Source organism: Snodgrassella sp. CFCC 13594 (genome assembly GCF_001590725.1).
Classification (GTDB): Bacteria; Pseudomonadota; Gammaproteobacteria; order Burkholderiales; family Neisseriaceae; genus Snodgrassella.
Map to the genome: position 1 here is coordinate 1 of NZ_LQXR01000064.1, position 982 is coordinate 982.

Here is a 982-nt window from a genome sequence, read left to right on the forward strand (position 1 = left end):
ATTTTCCAAAGATTCTGATTAAGCCTAAATCCATGCTATTTCCGTATTATTTGTAACTCATTTTCAACAAATTTTTACAATATTAGCCAAAGCTAACGATTTTTGTTGCATTTAATGTTAGCTGTGGCTAATATAAAGAGCATAAATTTTGCTCTTTAACAATTCAGTCCGAATAATTCCAGGCTGCCTGAAAGGCAGACTTGGTAATAAGGAAAACAGTTGTGGCAGTCGGAATGCTTTTCGACTGCTGCATGGCGCGACTTCTTGGCCGTCGCGCAATCCGTGAGAAGCCCGACGGCGACAGACAAAAATCTGAAACGGGGAACCAAGACCGCCCATCTGCGAAATGCCTTTTGCCCGAGCAATTGGTGGCGTGGCGGCAATAACGGCAGACTTTTGCATTATCTAAATTGAAGCCCATTCATCTGATGAGTGGGCTTTGCTATAGGTAATGTTCAACTAACGAAGGAGAAAGTGATGTGCCACATAAAGCAGTTTGATGAAGTGGAGAGCCTGAACGCCTCAATTGATGTAATTCTGAACCAAAATAAATTTGCTCAGGTACAGATTCGGCGCACTGAGCGTGGTTGGGAATTGAAGCAGGTAGCACGAGCGACGTTAATGGCCAAAATCAACCGAACTTTACGCGCCATGAAAAAACGCCCTGCTGTAACAGGGCGCTTTTCAAAGGATTGTCAGGGCAATTGGTAAAACCCGACGCGAGTAATCTTATCTACTTTGGTTGTGCCTGTAAAGCGCACCAACAAAGGACAATGTACGATGAAGAAGCCAGAAAGCAACATTTTTACTGAAGTGGTTTTAATGACTTTCACCGTAGCGGTTTTCATCATGCTTTTTGGGCTGCTCTTTCTCATGGCCATTGATGTACACCCAAAGTAAGTCCAGCAATAGACAAAAGGCGCTAACTGTCATTAGCGCCCTTTGTTTTTTACGACTGTGCTGTTTGCACTTTGATTATGCC

At 43.4% G+C, this 982-nt stretch carries 2 protein-coding genes; one reads left to right on the forward strand and one right to left on the reverse strand.

What is annotated here, in order from left to right; translation table 11 throughout:
• The first annotated feature begins 477 nt into the window (after nucleotides 1–477).
• Nucleotides 478–711, forward strand: a complete 234-nt coding sequence (locus A2F46_RS11690; protein WP_066570641.1) for a hypothetical protein — start codon at nucleotides 478–480, stop codon at nucleotides 709–711.
• Here the strand turns inward: A2F46_RS11690 and A2F46_RS12390 are convergent.
• The gene (locus A2F46_RS12390; protein ID WP_156471650.1) at nucleotides 696–851 is read right to left on the reverse strand and encodes a hypothetical protein; all 156 of its coding nucleotides are present in this window, start codon (nucleotides 849–851) and stop codon (nucleotides 696–698) included. The two genes, A2F46_RS11690 and A2F46_RS12390, sit on opposite strands and share 16 nt — an antisense overlap.
• Between the last annotated feature and the right edge of the window lie 131 nt (nucleotides 852–982).